Source organism: Chitinimonas naiadis (genome assembly GCF_054780835.1).
In genome coordinates, this window is the sequence record NZ_BAAGVO010000002.1 from 325,045 (window position 1) to 341,806 (window position 16,762).

General features: G+C 64.7%; 19 protein-coding genes. 15 read left to right on the plus strand and 4 right to left on the minus strand.

The genetic code is table 11. The features are described from left to right. Positions 1–12: 12 nt before the first annotated feature. Together egtD and ACYVHK_RS03820 are read left to right on the plus strand one after the other, a co-directional pair. A complete protein-coding gene (gene egtD, locus ACYVHK_RS03815; RefSeq protein ID WP_460527768.1) occupies positions 13–981 on the plus strand; it encodes an L-histidine N(alpha)-methyltransferase in 969 nt (322 codons plus the stop codon). Next, positions 981–1,262: a DUF427 domain-containing protein gene (locus ACYVHK_RS03820; RefSeq protein WP_460527770.1), complete on the plus strand. Its 282-nt coding sequence runs from the start codon at positions 981–983 to the stop codon at positions 1,260–1,262. The genes egtD and ACYVHK_RS03820 overlap by 1 nt, the downstream gene beginning before the upstream one ends. On the opposite strand, the gene ACYVHK_RS03825 is transcribed toward ACYVHK_RS03820, so the two are convergent. From ACYVHK_RS03825 to osmF, 4 genes are read right to left on the minus strand one after another with little or no spacing between them, the layout of a single operon-like run. After that, complete coding sequence (locus tag ACYVHK_RS03825) at positions 1,259–2,020, minus strand: ABC transporter permease (RefSeq protein ID WP_460527772.1); 762 nt, start codon at positions 2,018–2,020, stop codon at positions 1,259–1,261. The two genes, ACYVHK_RS03820 and ACYVHK_RS03825, sit on opposite strands and share 4 nt — an antisense overlap. Next, positions 2,017–2,952, minus strand: a complete 936-nt coding sequence (locus ACYVHK_RS03830; RefSeq protein WP_460527774.1) for an ABC transporter ATP-binding protein — start codon at positions 2,950–2,952, stop codon at positions 2,017–2,019. Before ACYVHK_RS03830 ends, ACYVHK_RS03825 begins: the two co-directional genes overlap by 4 nt. Beyond that, a complete protein-coding gene (locus tag ACYVHK_RS03835) occupies positions 2,949–4,118 on the minus strand; it encodes an ABC transporter permease (RefSeq protein WP_460527776.1) in 1,170 nt (389 codons plus the stop codon). The genes ACYVHK_RS03830 and ACYVHK_RS03835 overlap by 4 nt, the downstream gene beginning before the upstream one ends. 39 nt (positions 4,119–4,157) lie before the next feature. Beyond that, positions 4,158–5,084 carry an ABC transporter substrate-binding protein gene (osmF, locus tag ACYVHK_RS03840; RefSeq protein WP_460527778.1) on the minus strand — a complete coding sequence of 309 codons (927 nt, stop codon included), beginning with the start codon at positions 5,082–5,084 and terminating at the stop codon, positions 4,158–4,160. A gap of 448 nt (positions 5,085–5,532) precedes the next feature. Between osmF and ACYVHK_RS03845 the strand changes: the two genes are divergently transcribed. The 13 genes from ACYVHK_RS03845 (at position 5,533) to ACYVHK_RS03905 (ending at position 16,728) form a co-directional block, all read left to right on the plus strand. After that, positions 5,533–6,258: a beta-ketoacyl synthase chain length factor gene (locus ACYVHK_RS03845; protein ID WP_460527780.1), complete on the plus strand. Its 726-nt coding sequence runs from the start codon at positions 5,533–5,535 to the stop codon at positions 6,256–6,258. Continuing rightward, the gene (locus ACYVHK_RS03850; RefSeq protein WP_460527782.1) at positions 6,251–7,033 is read left to right on the plus strand and encodes a lysophospholipid acyltransferase family protein; all 783 of its coding nucleotides are present in this window, start codon (positions 6,251–6,253) and stop codon (positions 7,031–7,033) included. Before ACYVHK_RS03845 ends, ACYVHK_RS03850 begins: the two co-directional genes overlap by 8 nt. Beyond that, positions 7,020–7,280, plus strand: a complete 261-nt coding sequence (locus ACYVHK_RS03855) for an acyl carrier protein (RefSeq protein WP_460527784.1) — start codon at positions 7,020–7,022, stop codon at positions 7,278–7,280. Before ACYVHK_RS03850 ends, ACYVHK_RS03855 begins: the two co-directional genes overlap by 14 nt. 120 nt (positions 7,281–7,400) lie before the next feature. Further along, positions 7,401–7,661: an acyl carrier protein gene (locus ACYVHK_RS03860; protein WP_460527786.1), complete on the plus strand. Its 261-nt coding sequence runs from the start codon at positions 7,401–7,403 to the stop codon at positions 7,659–7,661. 4 nt (positions 7,662–7,665) lie between these two features. After that, complete coding sequence (locus ACYVHK_RS03865) at positions 7,666–8,208, plus strand: COG4648 family protein (protein WP_460527788.1); 543 nt, start codon at positions 7,666–7,668, stop codon at positions 8,206–8,208. Continuing rightward, entirely contained in the window at positions 8,201–9,892 is a 1,692-nt protein-coding gene (locus tag ACYVHK_RS03870; RefSeq protein ID WP_460527790.1) for an AMP-binding protein, read from the plus strand. Before ACYVHK_RS03865 ends, ACYVHK_RS03870 begins: the two co-directional genes overlap by 8 nt. Then, positions 9,889–10,626, plus strand: a complete 738-nt coding sequence (locus ACYVHK_RS03875) for a glycosyltransferase family 2 protein (protein WP_460527792.1) — start codon at positions 9,889–9,891, stop codon at positions 10,624–10,626. The genes ACYVHK_RS03870 and ACYVHK_RS03875 overlap by 4 nt, the downstream gene beginning before the upstream one ends. Continuing rightward, complete coding sequence (locus ACYVHK_RS03880; RefSeq protein WP_460527794.1) at positions 10,623–11,561, plus strand: LpxL/LpxP family acyltransferase; 939 nt, start codon at positions 10,623–10,625, stop codon at positions 11,559–11,561. The genes ACYVHK_RS03875 and ACYVHK_RS03880 overlap by 4 nt, the downstream gene beginning before the upstream one ends. Then, positions 11,542–13,089, plus strand: coding sequence for an HAL/PAL/TAL family ammonia-lyase (locus tag ACYVHK_RS03885; RefSeq protein ID WP_460527796.1), 1,548 nt, complete (start codon positions 11,542–11,544; stop codon positions 13,087–13,089). Before ACYVHK_RS03880 ends, ACYVHK_RS03885 begins: the two co-directional genes overlap by 20 nt. Beyond that, positions 13,079–13,498 (plus strand): acyl-CoA thioesterase, encoded by a 420-nt coding sequence (locus ACYVHK_RS03890; RefSeq protein WP_460527798.1) that lies wholly within the window; start codon positions 13,079–13,081, stop codon positions 13,496–13,498. The genes ACYVHK_RS03885 and ACYVHK_RS03890 overlap by 11 nt, the downstream gene beginning before the upstream one ends. Beyond that, positions 13,495–14,100, plus strand: coding sequence for an outer membrane lipoprotein carrier protein LolA (locus ACYVHK_RS03895; RefSeq protein ID WP_460527800.1), 606 nt, complete (start codon positions 13,495–13,497; stop codon positions 14,098–14,100). The genes ACYVHK_RS03890 and ACYVHK_RS03895 overlap by 4 nt, the downstream gene beginning before the upstream one ends. After that, the gene (locus ACYVHK_RS03900; protein WP_460527802.1) at positions 14,093–16,450 is read left to right on the plus strand and encodes an MMPL family transporter; all 2,358 of its coding nucleotides are present in this window, start codon (positions 14,093–14,095) and stop codon (positions 16,448–16,450) included. Before ACYVHK_RS03895 ends, ACYVHK_RS03900 begins: the two co-directional genes overlap by 8 nt. Before the next feature lie 5 nt (positions 16,451–16,455). Beyond that, the gene (locus tag ACYVHK_RS03905; RefSeq protein ID WP_460527805.1) at positions 16,456–16,728 is read left to right on the plus strand and encodes a hypothetical protein; all 273 of its coding nucleotides are present in this window, start codon (positions 16,456–16,458) and stop codon (positions 16,726–16,728) included. Positions 16,729–16,762 lie beyond the last annotated feature (34 nt).

Below are 16,762 nucleotides of genomic sequence, written 5' to 3' on the forward strand. Positions count from 1 at the left end.
GAGTACCTGCGTATGACACATCCCCAGTCGACTGCGTGGACCCCAGCGCCACCGGACGTGACCAGCGGATTCGCTGCCGATCTGTTGCAAGGCCTGCAGGCGAGGCCCCGGCGCATCTCGCCCAAGTATTTCTACGATGCCGCCGGTTCCGGCCTGTTCGAGCTGATCTGCGAGCTGCCCGAGTACTATCCGACCCGGACCGAACTGGCCATCCTGACCCGGCATGCTGCGGAGATGGCCCAGCATATAGGGCCGAATGCCGACATCGTCGAGTTTGGTGCGGGGGCAAGCCGCAAAATACGCCTGCTGCTCGACGCCCTGGACCACCCACAACGCTTCCTGCCGGTCGATATTTCCGGTGAGCATCTGCAAGAAGCTGCGCAGCGCCTGCGGGGTGACTACCCGGGGCTGACGGTGCAGCCCCTGGTCGGGGATTTTACCCAAGGCGTGGATCTGCCGCCGGCAGTCGGTCGGCGGGTCGGCTTCTTTCCCGGTTCTTCGATTGGCAACTTCGAACCGCGCGAGGCACTGCAATTACTGCAATACATGGCGGCGGAGCTGGTGGGCGGCGGCTTGCTGATCGGTGTGGACCTGGTCAAGGCGCCGGCCATCCTGCATGCAGCCTACAACGATGCGGCCGGCGTAACGGCCCGGTTCAACAAGAACCTGCTGGCACGTGCCAACCGGGAGCTCGGTGCGGATTTCGATCTGGATGCCTTCCATCACTACGCCTGCTACAACCCCTTGTTGCAGCGGATCGAGATGCATCTGGTCAGTGCGGCCAGGCAGTCGGTACGGATCTGCGGCGAGCGCATTCCCTTTGCCGAGGGCGATAGCCTGCATACCGAGAATTCCTACAAATACACCGTGGCAGGCTTTCAGGCCCTGGCCCGCAACGCCGGCTTCCAGCCGGAGGCGGTCTGGACCGATGCGGCGCACGGGTTTTCAGTCCATTGGCTGAGCGTGCCGGGGAGATTGTGATGCGAGCTATCTGGAATGGCGAGGTGATCGCCGAGAGTGACGATACGGTCGTGGTGGAGGGGAATCACTACTTTCCCATCACTGCGCTCAACCGCAGCTATATCCAGCCCAGCGATACCCATACCGTCTGCAGCTGGAAGGGCGAGGCCAGCTATTACACATTGCAGGTACATGGCCAACTGAACCCGGATGCCGTCTGGTACTACCCCGATCCGAAGGACGCTGCGCAGCAGGTGCGCGGCCGCGTGGCCTTCTGGAAGGGTGTAGAGATCAAGGACTAGCTTGTGGCAACGGCCGGTCGCCAGCGATCCCAGCGCTGCGCCAGACGGGCCAGCGCGAGGTCGACCACGACCGCCAGCGTACCCAGTATCAGCGCCCCCTGGATGATATAGGCGGTGTTGTAGCCGCTGAGGCCGATGATGATCGGCGAGCCCAGGCTGCGCGCCCCCACGGTCGAGGCAATCGCCGCCGTGCCGATATTGATCACCACCGAGGTGCGGACGCCCGCCATGATCACCGTGGCTGCCAGGGGTAGTTCCAGGCGCCAGAGCACCTGCCCGCGCGTCATGCCCAGACCGATGGCGGCTTCCCGCTCCGCTGCCGGGACGGATTCCAGCCCCGCGAGCGTGGCGTGCAGGATCGGTAGCAGGCCGTAGAGGGCCAGGGCAATCAGGGCGGGTGCCTCGCCAAAGCCGACGATGGGCGCGGCAATGGCCAGTACCGCGACCGGCGGGATGGTCTGGCCGATGCTGGCGACGCTTTCCAGCATCGGCCGGAATTCACGCCCGGCCGGGCGGGTAGCGAACACGCCGGCCAGCACGCCGAGGCCTGTTGCCAGCGCGCTGGCCAGTGCGACCAGACCCAGGTGCGCAAGCGCGAGGCTGGCGAAACTGTCCTGCTCATAGAGCGGGCGGTCGAGCTCGGGAAATAGCACACTGAATACGCCCTTGGCGTGCGCCATGCCAAAGATCAACAGCAGCAAGGCCGTACAGGCCCAGGCCAGCGGATCACGCAGGTGGCGGGTGAGGGCCGTACTCATTGCCTGCCCGAGCCGACCAGGTCGGCCAGATGCAGGCTGCCTAGCGGCACCTCGCCGCTTCCCTGTACCGCCAACTGGTCCACGCCATGATGGAGCATGAGCGACAGGGCCTCGCGCAAGGTCGCGGTGCTGGCAATGACCGGGCCTTTGGGTGCCCCGCCCTGGCGCATGCAGTCGAGCACGCCATGCAGCGCCAGTCGCTGGATGCCGAGGTCTGCATCACCCAGGAAGGCCAGCACCGGCGCACTGACGGGTGATGTCAGCAGTTCGCGTGGGGTGCCTTGCTGGGCGATGCGCCCCTGTTCCAGCAGGATGATCCGGTCAGCCAGCCGCAAGGCTTCGTCGATATCGTGGGTCACCATGATGATGGTGGTGCGCGCCTGTCGATGGATACGTGCGACCTCGTCCTGCAAGGCGGTCCGTGTCTGCGGGTCCAGTGCACCGAAGGGCTCGTCCATCAGCAGGACTTCCGGGTCCGCCGCCAAGGCCCGGGCGACGCCGACCCGTTGCTGCTGTCCGCCGGACAACTGGTGGGGGAGGCGGTCCCGGAAGATGGCGGGATCGAGATGCAGCAGGTGGAGCAGCTCATCGACCCGCTGCGCGATCCTGGCCTGGGGCCAGCCCAGCAGCTGCGGCACGGTGGCGACATTGCGCGCCACGCTCCAGTGTGGAAACAGCCCCACGGACTGGATGGCGTAGCCCATGCGGCGGCGTAGCGCGTGAGGGTCGAGCTCGCGGATATCCTGACCGGCAAGGCGTATCTGGCCGGTATCCGCTTCCAGCAGACGGTTGATCAGCCGTAGCGTGGTGGACTTGCCGCTGCCGGAGCGGCCCAGCAGGACCACAAACTCGCCTTGCTTCACGCAGAGGGAGACATGGTCGATCGCAATGCGTGAACCGAAGGATTTGCCTACCTGGTCGAATTCGATCATGCGCGGGTACTCGCCATCGGGGAGGGCAGGGATTTGAACAGGGCGTCGACCAGCAGCGTGAGGGCGATGACCGGCAGGGTGCCAAGCAGGACCAGGTCCAATGCGCTGCTCAGCAAGCCCTGGAACAGGATGGCGCCAAAGCCGCCGGCCCCGATCAGCGCGGCCAGCATGGCCAGGCCGATCAGCTGGATGGTGGTCAACCGCAGGGCGGCCAGAAAGACCGGCAAGGCCAGTGGCAGTTGCACCTGCCAGAGCAGCTGCCGCGGTGTCAGCCCCATGCCGCGCGCCGCATCGACAGCCTGCGGCGGTACCTGGGCAAGCCCCGCGATGATGCCCTGTGTCACTGGCAATAAGGCGTACAGCGTCAGGGCGATCACCGCCGGTACGGTGCCGATGCCGGCCAGGCCCAACGCTGCGAGCCAGGGCCAGGCATTGGCTGCGGCGGCGAGCGGGCCGATCAGCAGGCCGAACAAGGCGATGGCCGGGATGGTCTGGATGATGTTCAGTACGGCCAGCGTGGGCGGTTGCCAGCGTGGCCGCCGGGCCAGCAGCACGCCCAGCGACAGGCCGATCAACAGACTGGGTAGCAAGGTGATGAACACCAGGTTCAAGTGTTGCCACAGCGCAGCCTGGAACACATCCTGCCGGTTCAGGTACTCCTTGAGCAGGGAAGTATCGTTCAGATGACCGCTCTGCAGCGGAATGAGTATCGCGAGCAGCGGCATCGTGGCCAGCAAGCGTCGCATGCCGGCCGGCCACCCCAGGGCTCGCAGGCGCAGCAGGGCGTCGCCCACGGCCAGCCAGCTCAGCAGCAAGCTGCTCCAGAGCGCGCCACCAAAGGCGGTCCGGTTGATGCCATTGCCGGCCAGCGCAGCCGCACTGGCCGCCTCCCCGGCAAGCCAGAGCAGGGCGGCAATCCAGAGTGCGCTGCAGGCAATGACCAGGCAGTGGATGGCAGCCGTCTGCCGGGCCAGCACGGCATAAGCCAGGCCAAGCACAGGCAGCAGCAGGCCGTAGCGCAAGCCTGCCAGGTAGTGCAGCAGGCTATGGGGCGTGCCGCCGACCAGGCGGTTGGGGGCGTGGAGCAGGAAAGCCATGCTGGCCGTCGCCAGGGCGCCGGCCAGCAGCAATACCAGCAACACCCGGTTCTGTATCCGGACGCTCAAGGGAGCGGGTCCCGCGTAGGGCTCATGACCACGCGGCGCCTATTTGATAAAGCCCTTGGACTTGAGATAGCTGGCGGCGACCTGCTTCGCATCCTGCCCTTCGAGTGCGATGCGGGCATTGAGGGTCTGCAACGTGGTGGTATCGAGGCTGCTGAATACCGGCGTCAGCAAATCCTTGATCTTGGGGTGCTTGGCCAATACGTCGGCGCGGATCACTGGCGTCGGGGCGTAGATGGGCTGCACCGCCTTGGTGTCTTCCAGCACCTGCAGCCCCAGGGCGGCCAGGGGGCCGTCCGTGCCATAAGCCATGGCGGCGTTGACGCCGGAAGTCTGTTCGGCGGCCGTCTTGATGGTCACGGCGGTATCGCCGCCGGCCAGGGTCAAGATCTGCTCCTGCTTGAGCTTGAAGCCGTAGGCGGCCTCGAAGGCGGGCAGGGCGTCGGGCCGTTCGATGAACTCCGCTGCGGCGGCGATCTTGAACTTGCCCCCGGCAGTCAGCCATTTACCCAGGTCCGAAAGGGTCTTGAGCTTGTTGCTGGCGGCGACATCCTTGCGGATCGCGATGGCCCAGGTATTGTTGGCCGGAGCGGGGCTCAGCCAGACCAGCTTGTTTTTTGCCAGATCCAGTGCCTTGACCTTGGCGTAGCCGGCCTTGGCGTCCTTCCAGGCGGGGTTCTTCTCGTCTGAGAAGAAGAACGCGCCATTACCGGTGTATTCCGGGTAGATATCGATGCTGCCGGCGATGATGGCGCTGCGGACAATCTTCGTCGCACCGAGCTGCAGCTTGTTCTCGGTCTTGATCTGGTTGGCCTCCAGGACCTGCACGATGATATTGCCCAGCAGCGAGCCCTCGGTGTCGATCTTGGAGCCGACGCGTACCGCCTGATCGGCATGGCTCAGGGTGGGTAGCAGCGACAGGGCAAGCGTTGCGCCCAGCAGGGCGCGTTTTACAGTAATCCTGGTCATGTAGCCTCCTTGCTGCCTGCATCCGCTGGGGTGCCGGCCTGGATGATGGATGGAATCCGCGTTGAGCCGGAGCTTAGCAGAATCCCCCGCTGATCTTGTTTGGCGGACGGATTCCGCTCCTCGATGGCAGCCGGGCATGATGCGCCATCAGCGTTTTGGCTATCGACAGGCTTGTTGGCATAGTTTGTGCAAATGACTGGAATTGCCGAGGCCTTTTTCTCCGAAACGGACGTTTCGGGGTGCTGGGCGGGGGGAGGTAGGCGCTGCCAAGCTATTGAAAAGCAAAACAAGTCTTGGAAATTGGTATTTCGTCGCTTGCATGCCATCTTTGCTTGCCAATCGTCTGTCATTTTGCTGAAATGCCGGCCTCTTGATCGGCGTATGCGCTTTGTAATTCAAAAAGTTCCCGTACTTCGCGCTGAAATCAACACTTGTTTAATGCGCGACCATGAATATTCAATTTTCCATAGACCGCTGGGCCGCCTGGGCGCCCGGGCTCACTGACTCCGAAGCCTGGCTTGCCTGGCTCGCTGCTCCCTGCCCGATCGATGCGGAGGGCGTGCCTGCCTTGGGCGAAATGCCGGCCATGATGCGTCGCCGCGTTGAACGCCTGGGCCGGGTTGCCCTGCAGGCTGCCTACTGGGGGCTGGGTGACGAACCGGCATGCCCCGTGGTGTTTGCGTCGCGCTATGGGGATGTGACCCGCTCGGTCGAGCTGCTGCGCCAGCTCGCGCAGGCTGAAGGGCTGTCACCCACGGCGTTCAGCATGTCGGTACACAATGCGATCGGTGCGCTCTTTTCCATCGCCCGTGCCGATACCACCAGCTATAGCGCGCTGGCTGCCGGTGCGGAGACGGTGGAAGCGGCATTTACCGAGGCGCTGGGCTTGCTCGCTGATGGGGCCGACACCGTGCTATTGGTATACTACGACGAGCCGCTCCCCGAGCTATTCGAGGCCTTTTCCGAGTCGCTGAGCTTTCCACGTGCCTGGGCTTGCCGTTTGCGGCGGGTGTCGCAGGGCGGGATAAGCCTGTCTGCGGGTTCGGTAACCTCTGACGTCCGGCCTGTCGTCTTGCCGGCAGACCTCGCGGCACTGCAATTTCTGTTGTCCGATGCCCATGCACATACGCACACGGCCGGTGCGCGCCAGTGGCATTGGCAGCGTCATGTTTGAACGACTGGATCGCGGCTGGCGGGTGCTGGCCACCGCTATCGCGTTCAGCACCTTCGGTATCGGTGGCTTGGTGCTGCGGCTGGTGTACTTCCCGCTGCTGCAGCTGCTGGTCAGACACCGCGCCCGTCAGGCTCGCCTGGCCCGGCTGGCGGTGCATCACGCGTTTCGCCTGTTCATCGAGCTGATGCGGGTACTGGGCTTGGTGAAATACCGGATCGAGGGCGTCGAGCGCCTGCACCGCAAAGGTTTGCTGATACTGGCCAACCATCCCACGCTGATCGACGTGGTGTTCCTGATCTCGCGCGTGCCGGATGCCGATTGCGTCGTGAAGGCCAGTTTGGCCCGCAACCCGTTCACGCGTGGACCGGTCCGGGCGACGGACTATATCTGCAACGACTCCGGCGCCGGCCTGGTCGAGGACTGCATACGGTCTGTGCGGGCGGGTCACAACCTGATCATCTTTCCCGAGGGTACCCGTACCCCGGTGAATGGACAGATGAAGCTGCAACGCGGCGCCGCCAACATCGCGATCCGTGGCGCATGCGACATCACGCCGGTGACCATACGCTGCGAGCCGCTCAGCCTGAACAAGGGCCGGCCCTGGTGGCGGGTGCCGGCGCAGGCGTCGGTCTTTACGATTGAAGTGCACGACGATATCGCCGTGCAGCCGTTCTTGGAACGGGCAGGCAACGAGCCAGCGCTGGCCGCGCGGCAGTTGACTGAATACCTACATCATTATTTTTCGAGGGAGAACCAAGCCCATGCAGGTGCTTGAACAGGAAATCAAGGTGCTCGTCATCGAGTCACTGAATCTGGAAGACATTGGCCCGGACGATATCGATCCGGCTGCCGCGCTGTTCGTGGACGGCCTGGGCCTCGATTCCATCGATGCACTGGAACTGGGCCTGGCGCTGCAGAAGAAGTACGGCATCAGCATGTCGGCGGATTCCGAAGAGACGCGCAAGCACTTCGCCAGTGTCCGTGCCCTCGCAGAGTTCGTGTCGGCAAGTCGCACCAAGTAGTCGCCTCAATTGGCGTAGCACCATAGAACAGGCCAAAGGCCGCCACAGCTGATTGATGTGGTTGGGAAATAAACGGTTGCGTTGGCGTCATCGCCGTCGACATGCAGCCAGGGGAATACCATGACCAAGCAGGATATGTTCGATCGCCTCAGCGCGATCCTCCAGGAAACCTTCGATATTGACGTCGAGCGCATCAAGCCTGAGTCGCGTCTGTACGAAGATCTCGATATCGATAGCATCGACGCGGTCGATCTTATCGTCAAACTCAAGCCTATCGCCGGCAAACGCCTGCAGCCCGACGCCTTCAAGTCGGTACGCACCCTGCAGGACGTGGTGGACGCACTCTACGGCCTGTTGAACGACACCAGCGCCGCAGCGTAGGCGCATGCGCGCCGTCATCATCAGCGTCCTGACGCTGGCGTACCCGCTGCTCGTCTACCTGGGGCTGGGACACTTCGAACCGCGTTGGCTGGCCTTGATGCTCGCTGGCGTGGCGCTCGCGCGCGCCTACGCGACGCGCGAACGGGTCTGGCTGGCGGCGGCGGCGGGTGCGCTGCTGCTGGCGGCGGCCAGCGCACTGGGGAACCAGGCCCTGCCGCTCAAGCTTTATCCGGTACTGGTCAGTACCGTGCTGTTGGTCGTATTCGCGACCAGCCTGTTCTACCCACCCAGCGTGATCGAACGCCTGGCACGCCTGCGCGAGCCCGATCTGCCGCCCGAGGGTGTCGCTTACACCCGGCGGGTGACCCAGGTCTGGTGCGGGTTCTTCGTGATCAACGGCAGCATTGCCCTGTATACCGCGCTGTGGGCCTCGGATGCCGCATGGGCACTCTACAACGGCCTGATCAGCTACGGCCTGATGGGCGCGCTGTTCGCCGGAGAGTGGCTGGTACGGCGTCGGGTGAAAGCGAGGCTGGCCCATGGCTGACCTCGTCGCGCTGGATCAACTGTTGTGCGCAGACCGCTTATCGAGCCGGCCTTTCGCTACGCGCCATGGCCAATTGCTGGATCATGCCGCCTTCGTGGCCGATGCTGCCGCCTGGTACGCCGCCTTTGCGGCAGAGCCCGGCCATCGTTTCGCACTCTATTTCAACGACAGCGCGAGCTTTGCCGCCGCGCTGTTTGGCGCCTGGCATGCCGGCAAGTGTGTTTACCTGCCGGCCGACGTGCTACCCGCTACCTTGTCCCGCCTGCGTCACGAGGTCGATGGCTTTGCGGGTGACGTGCCAGCCGACGTGCCTCGGGTCGTGGCCGCTGGTGCCCAGCCTCCGGCCTGGCAGCCGCTGGATCGCCAGGCTGTCGCGCTCGTGGTCTACACCTCGGGTTCGACCGGTGAGCCCAGCGCCATACCGAAGCGCCTGGCGCAACTGTTCGACGAAGTGACCGCACTGGCGCAATGCTTTGACGCGCGCATGGGGGACCTGACGGTCCTCGCGACCGTGTCTCATCAGCATATCTACGGCCTGCTGTTCCGTGTGCTCTGGCCGATGGCCGCCGGCCGGCCGTTCGCCGCGCAACGGCTGGCTTTTCCCGAGGACATTGCCGCCGCGCTGGCCCAGGTCGGCCCCTGTGCGCTGGTGGCGAGCCCCGCACACCTGAAGCGCCTGCCTGACAATCTGCCCTGGGATGCTGGCCGTGCAGCCTTGCGCGTGCTGTTCTCCTCGGGTGGCCCGCTGCCGCAGGAAGCCTTGCCGGATTGCCGCACCTTGCTGGGGCAGGCACCGGTCGAGGTCTATGGCAGCTCTGAAACCGGCGGTATCGCCTGGCGTCAACGCACGCTTGATACCGCGCTGGGCTGGGCCTTGCTGCCGGGTGTCGAGGCCCAGGTACGGGACGATACCTTGCAGGTGCGTTCGCCCCATCTGGTGGATGCCGGTTGGCATGCCACGGCGGATCGCGTCCGTCTGACCGAGGCTGGCTTCGAATTGCTGGGTCGGGCTGACCGTATCGTCAAGATCGAGGAAAAGCGGGTATCCCTGAGCGCGATGGAGGCAGCCCTGCGTGACAGTGGCCTGCTGCAGGATGCACGCGTGGTGGTACAGGCCGGTGCGCGCAGCCTGCTGGCGGTCGTGGGTGTGCCGAACGAGGCCGGCTGGGCACTGCTGGAACAATCGGGCAAGCGGGCGCTCAACCAGCGCCTGCGGACGGTGCTTGCCACCGTGGTGGAGACGAGTGTCTTGCCGCGTCACTGGCGTTATATCTGGGCGCTGCCGGTCAATCCGCAGGGCAAGACGACCGAGGCAGCGCTGCTGGCCTTGTTTGACGTGCGCCGTCCGGCTGCCCGCCTGCTGTCGCATACCGAGGCACAGGCGCTGCTGCGGGTCGAGGTGGCGGCCAGCCTGCCTTATTTCGATGGCCACTTTCCGGTGGCGCCTATCCTGCCCGGGGTGGCCCAGCTGGAGATCGCGCTGCTGTTCGGCCGGGAGTTGTTCCCGGTGGCGCCGGTATTCCTGCGCATGGAGGCGATCAAGTTCCAGCAGGTCATCACGCCGGGCATGGCGGTCGAGCTGGAGCTTGGCTTCAACGCCGAGAAGCAATCCCTGAGTTTCAAGTTCAGTTCTGTGGCAGGTCAGCATGCGAGCGGCCGTCTGGTGTTTGGAGCGACGCAATGAAGACCTGTGCAGTGATCCCCGTCTACAACCATGGCGAGGCGATTGGTGCCGTCGTGGCGGCCATACGCCAGCACGGCCTGCCTTGCCTGCTGGTTGACGATGGCAGCGAACCGGGTTGCGCGGCGGTGCTGCAGGCACTGGCCGCCAGCGAGCCCGAAGCCATCAAGCTGATCCGTCTTGCCCAGAACCAGGGCAAGGGCGGCGCCATGATGGCCGGCCTGCGTACCGCCTTCCGGATGGGCTACAGCCATGCGCTGCAGATCGATGCCGATGGCCAGCATGACAGCGCGGATATCCCCGCCTTCCTGGCCCGGTCTGCCGGTGCGCCCGACACGCTGATCTGCGGTTGCCCGGTCTACGACGACAGCGTGCCCAAGGGACGTCTGTATGGCCGCTATGCGACGCATGTCTGGGTCTGGATCAACACCCTGTCGCTGGAAATCCGTGATTCGATGTGCGGGTTCCGGGTCTATCCGCTGGCACCGACGGTCGCGCTGATCGATAGCGTGAACCTGGGCAGCAGGATGGATTTCGATACCGAGATCCTGGTACGGCTCTACTGGCGCGGCATGCAGGTCGTGAACCTGCCGACCCGCGTCCATTATCCGAGCGACGGCGTATCCCATTTCAAGGTCTGGCTCGACAACGTATTGATATCGCGCATGCATGCCAAGCTGTTCTTCGGCATGCTGCTGCGCTTGCCCATGCTGTTGTGGCGCAAGGTGGCGGCATGAGGTCGCCACATTGGGCCGAGATGGGCGAGAGCACCTTCGTGTTCGGCATCTGGCTGCTGTTCTGGGTGCATCGCCTGTTCGGGCGCTGGCCGTTCCGGCTTTGCCTCTACCCGGTCGTGCTGGTGCACTGGTTGAGCCGGCCCGCCTTGCGGAGCGCCTCCCTGCAGTACCTTTCTCGGCTGGAGCTGGCGACCGGTGCGCTGGGGCGCGAGCCCTCGGCGCGGGACAGCATCCGCCATATCGCCCTATTTGCAGAAACCCTGCTCGACAAGCTGCTGGCGGTATCCGGCGCTTTCCCGCTGGAACGCGTGCGCAGCGAAGGGCGCGAACAGATCTATGCGGCAGCCAGCATGGGGCAGGGCGGTGTCATCGTGACTGCCCACGTCGGTTGCCTCGAGCTATGCCGCGCGCTGGCTGAGCAGAAGCGCGCGATCAAGCTCAATGTACTGGTCCATACCCGTCACGCAGAGCAGTTCAACCGGGTGTTGAAACGACTCAACCCCGACAATGACCTGAACCTGATCGAGGTGACCGAAGTGAACCCGGCCACCGCCGTGCTGCTGTCCGAGAAGGTCGCGGCCGGCGAGTTCGTGGCGATCGCCGGTGACAGGGTGCCGGTGTTTGCCAGCCAGACCGTCCATGCCGATTTCCTGGGTCACCCGGCGCAGTTTCCCGTCGGGCCGTATGTCTTGGCCAGCCTGCTCAAATGCCCGCTTTATCTGCTGGGCTGCATCCACGAAGGTGACGGCTACACCATTCATTTCAGCCGTCTTGCCGAGCAGGTGGTGCTACCGCGTGGCCGGCGCGAGGCGGCAATGGCGGACTACGCTGCCCGTTATGCCGAGACGCTGACCGTGCTGCTCAAGCGTTCTCCTTACGACTGGTTCAATTTTTTCCCCTTCTGGGATCAAGCTTATGCAAAACCGAAACACTGATCCCGTCTGCTTTGACGGCAGCCGACTGACCATTGAAGACGTGGTCGCCGTTGCGCGCCAGGACCGTACCGCGCTGCTGTCGGCCGATACCGGCTTCCGTAGCCGTATCGCCCGTGGTGCCGATTTCCTCGACCGCCTGCTGGCGGAAGATGGCGTCATCTACGGGGTGACGACCGGCTATGGTGATTCCTGCACGGTCACCATTCCGCCGGAACTGGTCGCCGAACTGCCGCACCATCTCTACACCTACCACGGCATTGGTGCCGGGCGTTTCCTGACGCCGGAAGAAACCCGTGCCGTCCTCGCGACGCGACTGGCATCGCTGTCGCAGGGCATGTCCGGCGTCAGCGTGGCCTTGTTGCAGCAGATCGAGACGCTGCTCAAGCATGACATCCTGCCGCTGATCCCCGCCGAAGGTTCGGTCGGTGCCAGTGGTGACCTGACACCCTTGTCCTACCTCGCCGCCGTGCTATGCGGTGAGCGCGAAGTGCTCCATCACGGCGTGCGTCGTCCTGCCGCCGAGGTACTGGCCGAGCTGGGGATCGCGCCGCTGCGGCTGCGTCCCAAGGAGGGCCTGGCGATCATGAACGGCACGGCCGTCATGACTGCGCTCGCCTGCCTCGCCTGGCAGCGAGCCGACTACCTGTGCAAGCTGGCGACCCGCTTGACCGCCATGAACGTGCTGGCGAGCGCGGGCAATGCCCACCATTACGACGAGGCCCTGTTCGCGGTGAAGCCGCATGCCGGCCAGCAAAAGGTAGCGGCACGTATCCGTGCCGACCTGGCCAGCGACCGGCCGAGCCGCAACGAGCAACGCTTGCAGGATCGCTACTCCCTGCGTTGTGCGCCGCACGTGATCGGCGTGCTGGAAGACACCCTGCCGTTCTTCCGCACCCTGATCGAGAACGAACTCAATAGCGCCAACGACAATCCCATCATCGATGCGGAAAACGAGCGCGTGCTGCACGGTGGCCACTTCTATGGTGGCCATATCGCCTTTGCCATGGATGGCCTGAAGAACGCCGTCGCCAATGTGGCCGACCTGCTGGACCGACAGTTGGCCCTGCTGGTGGACACCCGCTTCAACCATGGCCTGCCGAGCAACCTGTCGGCAGCGGTGGGGCCGCGCGCGGCGATCAACCATGGCCTCAAGGCCGTGCAGATCAGCGTTTCCGCCTGGACCGCCGAGGCGCTCAAGCAGACCATGCCGGCCTCCGTGTTCAGCCGCTCCACCGAGTGCCATAACCAGGACAAGGTCAGCATGGGTACCATCGCCGCCCGCGATTGCCTGCGGGTGCTGGAACTGAGCGAACAGGTCGTGGCGGCCATGCTGATCGCGGCGCGCCAAGGTGTGGCGTTGCGCCGCCGGCAGGAAGAAACACTGACGCTGACCGAACCCCTGGCGGCCCTGCAGGCCGATCTGGAAGACCGCATTGCGCTGATCGTCGAGGACCGCGCGCTCGATGGCGAGCTGCAAACCCTGCTGACCGCGATCCGTGCCGAAGCCTGGGGGCTCTATGCCGATTGACCTGTCCCATGAGATCGAGCTGACCCCGGCGTTCCATGACCTGGACCCGATGGACATCGTCTGGCATGGCAACTATGTGAAGTACCTCGAGATCGCGCGCAGTGCGCTGCTCGGCCGGTTCGACTACGACTACCCGCAGATGCGCGATTCGGGCTATGCCTGGCCCATCGTCGACATGCGCCTGAAGTATGTGCGCACCATCAGCTTTGGCCAGAAGGTGAAGATCCGGGCCGAGATCACCGAATGGGAAAACCGGCTGCGCATCGACTACCTGATCACCGATGCCGAGACCGGCCTACGACTCAACAAGGCCTACACCATCCAGGTGGCGGTGGAGATCGCCAGCCGCGAGATGCTGTACGTCTGCCCACCGGTACTGTGGGAAAAACTCGGTCTGGAGCCAGCATGAGCCGCTGGATCGCCCTTGTCTGCCTGAGTCTGGGTCTGGTGGCCGCCGAAGCGGCCGATCTTGCTGCCAGCGTGAAGGAACGGCTGGCGCAACCGGCCGTGCTGCGCGGGGCATTCGAGCAGACCAAGCAGGTGGCGGGCTTCAAGAAGCCCTTGGTCTCGCACGGGGATTTCCTGGTGGCACGCGAACGTGGCGTGGTTTGGCGTACCCAGCAGCCCTTCGCCGGCGTACTGAAGCTGACACGGGACGAGATCGTCGCGACCCAGGGCGGCCAGGTCGCCTTCCGGCTGGACGCCAGCAAGGAGCCCTCGGTCCGGGTGATCAACGGCCTGCTGTTCTCCCTGCTCAACGGCGACGTAAGCGGATTGGCCGAACACTTCAGGATCGATGGCGAGATCAGCGGCAAGAGCTGGAAGCTGGTACTGCTGCCCAGGCAGGCGGCGCTGGCCAAGATGATGGCGCGGGTCGAGCTGGCGGGCGACCAGTATGTGCGTGCCATCCAGATCGATGAAACCAATGGTGATAAGACCGCCATCAAGTTCTCGGCCCAGGATAGCGACCCTGCCCGGTTGAGCACGGAAGAGGCTGCCCGCTTTGACTGAACTGTCGCGCCCATCCCGCGCTGCCCGCTGGCTGGCCTTGCTCTGGCTGCTGCTGGTGCTGGCGATCACCGGCCACAATCTGTACCTGTGGACCGGCGGACGCCTGCAGCTCGATACTGACATCCTGGCCATGCTGCCGCAGGATGAGCGCGACCCTGCCGTCCAGAATGCAACCCGGCAGATGGCGGATTCCGCCTCACGCCGTATCGTGGTGATGATCGGCGCGCAGGATTGGCCACGGGCTCGCAAGGCGGCCGACAGCTACGCCGCCACCTTGGCAGCCGGCAAGCAGGCGGTGACCGTGCGCTACGAAGTGGGCGATGCGATGGCCGATCAATGGCTGAGCTTTTTCGCACCTTTCCGCACGCAGTTGCTGACCCGCGAGCAGCGACAGCAACTGCAGGATCAGCCGCCGGCGCAACTGGCTGCCAGGGCGGTCGAAGCCCTGTATCGCCCCATGGGCATGCCGCGCCTCGGTGAATGGCGCGATGACCCGCTCAACCTCTATGGCACCTGGCTGACCAGCCGCGCTGCCGATAGCCGCGTCCGGGTGACCGAGGGGCGCCTGTCCCTGTCCACGCCGGAGCAGCAGTACGCCATGCTGATGCTGGAGCCGCAGGGCTCCGCCTTCTCCATCGCCAGCCAGCAGGCGCTGATTCCCCTGCTGGATGCTGCGAGGCGGGCGGCACAATCGGCGGTGCCCGGCGCCGTTGTACTGAGCGTGGGTGTACCGCTGCATGCCGCCGCAGCAGCAAGCCAGGCCGAGCGCGAAGTCCATACCATCGGCGCGGGCTCGCTGCTGGGCATCATCGTACTGACCCTGTTTGCCTTCAGCGCCATCCGGCCGCGCATTCTGGTGACCCTGTCCATTGCCATCGGCCTCCTGGCGGCGGTATCGGTCTGCGTGCTGCTGTTCGGGCGGCTGCACCTGATCACGATCGTATTCGGCGCCAGCCTGGTCGGCGTGGCCGAAAACTACGGCACCAACTACTTCAGCAGCCGGCTCGGGCGTGAACCCGGTGAGCGCTGGGCCATGTTGCGCGAGCAGGCACCGGTCATGTGGCTGGCCATGTTGACGACCGCCATCGGCTACGGCCTGCTGGCGCTGACGCCATTCCCCGGCTTGCGGCAGATGGCCATGTTCTCGGTCGTGGGCCTGCTCGCGGCCTTCGTGACCGTCATGTGGTGGTTCCCCTTCCTGGATCGTGGCCGCATGGACTACACGCGGTTCTCGGCCTGGCTCGGCAGCCGCCGGGCCTTGTGGCCCAGCCTGGGCCGCAATCGTTTTACTGCCGGTTTCGTCGCCGTCTCGGCGATGTTGCTGCTGGTGGGCGGGTGGCAGTTGAAGGCCAATGACGATATCCGCCTGCTGCAAAGCTCGCCCGCGACCCTGATCGAACAGCAGCTCGCCGTCGGCAAGCTGCTTGATCTGCCCGGCCCGGCCCAGTTCTATCTGGTGCAGGGCGAGACGGTAGAGGTCGTACTGCAGCGTGAAGAAGCCCTCAAGGCCCGGCTGGACGCGCTGGTGGGCGAGCACTGGATCAGTGGCTACCAGGCGGTCTCCGACTGGGTGCCCTCGGCGGCCCGTCAGGCGGCAGATGCCGCGCTGGTGCAGCGCGTGGTATACGGCGAGCAGGGCGTCCTGGCGCTGGCTGCCAAACAGCTGGATGAAGACCTGACGCCGTTGTCCGCGGCGATTACCCCGCGCACCTTGCGCGTGGACGACTGGCTTGCCGCACCGGTTTCCGAGCCGCTGCGCCATCAATGGCTGGGGCGTTTCGAGCAGGGCTACGCCAGCGTGTTGCTGCTGCGTGGCATCGACAAGCCGGCGCGCCTGCCGCGCCTGGCCGCACTGGCCTCCGCCGTGCCGGGCGTGCGCTGGGTGGACAAGGTGGCAGAAGTCTCCAGCGTGATGGCACGCTACCGTTACCTGATGGGCTGGGTCGTGTTGGCCAGCTACCTGCTGGTATTCGCCGCGCTGAGCCGTCGCTTTGGCCGCAGCGCCTGGCGTGCACTGGTGCCGACCGCCTTGGCCAGCGGCCTGACGCTGGCCCTGCTTGCCCTGTTCGGCCAGCCCTTGCAGCTTTTCAATGTGCTGGCCCTGCTGCTCATACTCGGCATGGGCGTGGACTACGGCATCTTCCTGCTGGAACAGCCCGGACGATCCGCCTTGCGCCCCTTCCTGTCGGTGACGCTGGCCGCTGCCAGCACCCTGCTGGCCTTTGGCCTGCTGGCTTTGTCTGCAACCCCTGCCTTGCGCGCGTTTGGCCTGACCATGCTGTTCGGCATTGGCCTGGCCTGGCTGTTCACGCCGCTATTCATGCCCACCCATCCTGAAACTGACCACTGAAAACCATGCCTGTCGCCATTGCCAACCAGTTTGTCCTGCGTCACATCCGTACGATCGAGATGATCGGTGTGCTGATGCGCATCTTCAGCTTTAGCCTGGTGAGCTGGCTGGGGCCAGCGAGCCCGTTCATGTTCGTCTGGGTCTTCAACACCATCGACGCAATCATGCTGGCCTGGTGTTCCCGCCTGCGTCGTGACGCGGCCTACACCACGCTCAATACCTTCTGGATACTGGTGGGTATTGTCGGCATCCTGCGTGCCGGCCATATCATTCAGTAAGCCCATTGCACCAAGACCAATAAAGACAACGAGG